4 protein-coding genes are annotated in these 3,196 nt (G+C 57.5%); all 4 read right to left on the bottom strand.

The features are described from left to right. Nucleotides 1-59: 59 nt before the first annotated feature. The gene (gene rfbB / locus ABHU32_RS09910) at nucleotides 60-1,079 is read right to left on the bottom strand and encodes a dTDP-glucose 4,6-dehydratase (protein WP_346979805.1); all 1,020 of its coding nucleotides are present in this window, start codon (nucleotides 1,077-1,079) and stop codon (nucleotides 60-62) included. A 75-nt stretch (nucleotides 1,080-1,154) separates the two neighbouring features. Further along, nucleotides 1,155-2,129 carry a hypothetical protein gene (locus ABHU32_RS09905; RefSeq protein ID WP_117840298.1) on the bottom strand — a complete coding sequence of 325 codons (975 nt, stop codon included), beginning with the start codon at nucleotides 2,127-2,129 and terminating at the stop codon, nucleotides 1,155-1,157. A gap of 9 nt (nucleotides 2,130-2,138) precedes the next feature. Next, complete coding sequence (locus ABHU32_RS09900; RefSeq protein WP_022094783.1) at nucleotides 2,139-2,576, bottom strand: DUF4869 domain-containing protein; 438 nt, start codon at nucleotides 2,574-2,576, stop codon at nucleotides 2,139-2,141. A gap of 95 nt (nucleotides 2,577-2,671) precedes the next feature. Then, on the bottom strand, nucleotides 2,672-3,196 hold a 525-nt coding region (locus tag ABHU32_RS09895), incomplete at its 5' end, for a sugar nucleotidyltransferase (RefSeq protein ID WP_346979804.1).

Here is a 3,196-nt window from a genome sequence, read left to right as displayed (position 1 = left end):
ATCCCCATGCCCTGCGGCCCCGCGCGGGCGCCCCGCGGCGCGGTTCGCCGGGATGCGGCCTACTGGCCCTGTGCGCGGTAGCGGGCCTCGGTGGCCTCCTTGGCCGGGCGCCACCAGGACTCGTTGGCCACGTACCAGTCGATGGTGGCCTTGAGCCCCTCGGCGAAGTCGGTGTGGGCCGGCCTCCAGCCCAGCTCGCGCTGGAGCTTGGTCGAGTCGATGGCGTAGCGGCGGTCGTGGCCGGGGCGGTCGGCGACCCAGTCGAAGTCCTCGGGGTCCTTCCCCATCGCCTCCAGGATCATGCGCAGGACCGTGATGTTGTTCTTCTCGCCGTCGGCGCCGATGAGGTAGGTCTCCCCCATGCGGCCCTTGGTGAGGATGTCCCAGACGGCCGAGGAGTGGTCCTCGGTGTGGATCCAGTCGCGGACGTTCTCGCCGCGGCCGTAGAGCTTGGGGCGCACGCCGTCGATGATGTTGGTGATCTGCCTGGGGATGAACTTCTCCACGTGCTGGTAGGGGCCGTAGTTGTTGGAGCAGTTGGAGATCGTGGTGCGCAAGCCGTAGGTGCGGGTCCAGGCGCGGACCAGCATGTCAGAGGACGCCTTGGTGCTCGAGTACGGGCTGCTCGGGTGGTACGGCGTCTCCTCGGTAAACTTGGCCGGGTCGTCGAGCGCCAGGTCGCCGTAGACCTCGTCGGTGGAGACGTGGTGGTAGCGGATGCCGTACTTGCGGACGGCCTCCAGCAGGCGGAAGGTGCCCTCGACGTTCGTGCGCAGGAAGGGCTCGGGGTCGGCGATGGAGTTGTCGTTGTGGGACTCCGCGGCGTAGTGCACGATGGCGTCGTGGCCCGGGACGATGCGGTCCAGGAGCTCCGCGTCGCAGATGTCGCCCACGACGAGCTCCACGCGGTCGGAGGGCAGGCCCGCGATGTTCTCGGGGTTGCCGGCGTAGGTCAGCTTGTCCAGGACGGTGACGTGCACCTCGGGGTGGTTGTTGACCACGTAGTGCACGAAGTTGCTGCCGATGAAGCCGCAGCCGCCAGTGACGATGATATTCTTGGGTTCGAAAATCTCAGACATGAAAATCCAATCTGAAGCATGTACAGCTTCTTTAGTATGCCGCAGGAAGTGACGCCGCGACGCTATTCAACAAAACTATCGGACATTTCGGCATGCGATAAGAGCCATAACCTTCGCAGAATTACCTCCTGTACAAAACGCCTCCGAAATGCAGTCTTTGTCGTAGTGAAAAACCGAATCCCCAGTTATTTCACGTAAGTACTTATAGAAGAAATCCTCCCAGCTTTTAAACTTCTCACTGTTTACAAAGGCTTCTGGGGTTTCCAAAACCGTCTTAACATCTAGCCCTGAAATTACGCCGGAGCTCAGTAGAAGCCACTCGAATGATTCGGGAAGACAAACCGTAACAGTATCGCGGTGAATGTCTTGCAGCTTAAGGACGCGGTCCGCATAGCACCCAAATGCCGCCCCGTCCGCGACAACAAACACGCGATCGTCGAGATGCTGATCCAACCAGCCCAAAATCGCGCTGTTCGTCATGGCCGAAGTACAGGTAAGCTCACTGTCAGCAAAATGCCGTTTAAAGAACTGGAAACCAGACTTACTGTCCTCGCATAGAAGGATAGAAAAGTCCTGTTTTGGCGCCGACCGGGAAATAGCATAACGATGATTCCCGCGATCTTGATAAACAGGGACGAAAGAATGGTATTTTCCGCTCGTCTTAATCTTGTAAATCTCATCCACGCTATACGGAAGATTGGGGAAATCAGCCCTTGAGATCAGCACGAAATAATTCGAGGAATACAGCACATGATGGGCAAACTCATCAGAATGGATCTCTTTTAAGCCCTCATCGACAAATACAATCGAGTCATGAACGGACGAAAGCTGGTTTCGCCAATCATAATCGGTCAGGGCGACACAGGGACAATCGCATTGCAAGGAAACGCCCGACTGCTCGCCCGTTCGCATGTAGTCTGCGACCATGTCAAACAGCGTCGTCTTACCCGTGCCGCTATCGCCACGCACAATAGTGATGTTCCGCTTGATGGTAAATGTGTACTTGGTTCCCCTACGGCGGGAAATCTTAACAAGATGCGAACCGTTCATAAGCAGCACCTACAGATACGGAATCGACTCGTGAATCAAATCGGCCATGTTGTGAACGATTCGGCCGCTATTCACGACTTTAATTTTAAAATCCTCGCGACCAAAGTCCATCACATGATAGAGATTCACAACGAGCTTGCGGTCTTTCGCCATGTCGAGAATCCACTTGGCACAGTTGTCACCACAGGTAGAAGCGTTAAAAATATGCTTACGATCAAATCTCATAAGCAGCAGCGTTTTCACGCCACCAGAAAGCTGGAGTGGGGAGATGGATCCAAGCACAGGGCTTTCGATGACGTTTTCGGAGACAACAACCGATCGATCGACATCTTTAATTATCGAGACTGCATAGGGATCCGTAATCCAAGAAGACCGGTAAGAGTTTTTGAAATATGTCGCTGTGTTGTAAATCGCTTCTGGCATATCGCCAAAGTAGACGCTTAACACATCCACTCCCAATCATATTGTCTTTATGGTCAACGTAATCATAACGAAAGGGGCCACCAGATAAACGGTGACCCCTAAAAGAAAACAAGCTTGCGCTAGTACTCGCGCGGGCTATTGACGATCTCGCCGGCGGCGACCTTCTTCAGGTGCTGCCCGTAGACCGACTTGCCGTAGGCCTCGGCGGCCTCCTCCAGCTCGGCGGTCGTGATCCAACCGTTCTCCCAGGCGATCTCCTCGGGCACGGACACGGGCAGGTCCTGGGAGTGCTCCACGGCGCGGACGAACTCCGCGGCCTCGTGGAGGCTCTCCATGGTGCCGGTGTCCAGCCACGCGTAGCCGCGGCCGAGGGTGACCACGGACAGCGTCCCCTCCTCCAGGTACATCTGGTTGAGCGTGGTGATCTCCAGCTCGCCGCGCGCGGAGGGCTCGACCCTATGCGCCTTGGCGGCGACGTCGCCCGGGTAGAAGTACAGGCCGGTGACGGCGTAGGAGCTCTTGGGGCGCTCGGGCTTCTCCTCGATGGAGACGGCCCTGCCCTCCCCGTCGAACTCCACGACGCCGAAGCGCTCGGGGTCGTCCACGTGGTAGCCGAAGACCGTGGCGCGGCCCGACTCTGCGTT

The organism is Collinsella aerofaciens, from assembly GCF_039758965.1.
In the GTDB taxonomy this organism is placed as follows: Bacteria; Actinomycetota; Coriobacteriia; order Coriobacteriales; family Coriobacteriaceae; genus Collinsella; species Collinsella aerofaciens_BR.
The sequence above is the reverse complement of the archived record's forward strand: the minus strand, read 5'-3'. Positions and strand labels throughout refer to the sequence as shown.

Coding starts and splice junctions, on each gene's coding strand:
- ABHU32_RS09905 (WP_117840298.1), bottom strand. CDS start 2,129: ATGAACGGTTCGCATCTTGTTAAGATTTCCCGCCGTAGGGGAACCAAG.
- rfbB (WP_346979805.1), bottom strand. CDS start 1,079: ATGTCTGAGATTTTCGAACCCAAGAATATCATCGTCACTGGCGGCTGC.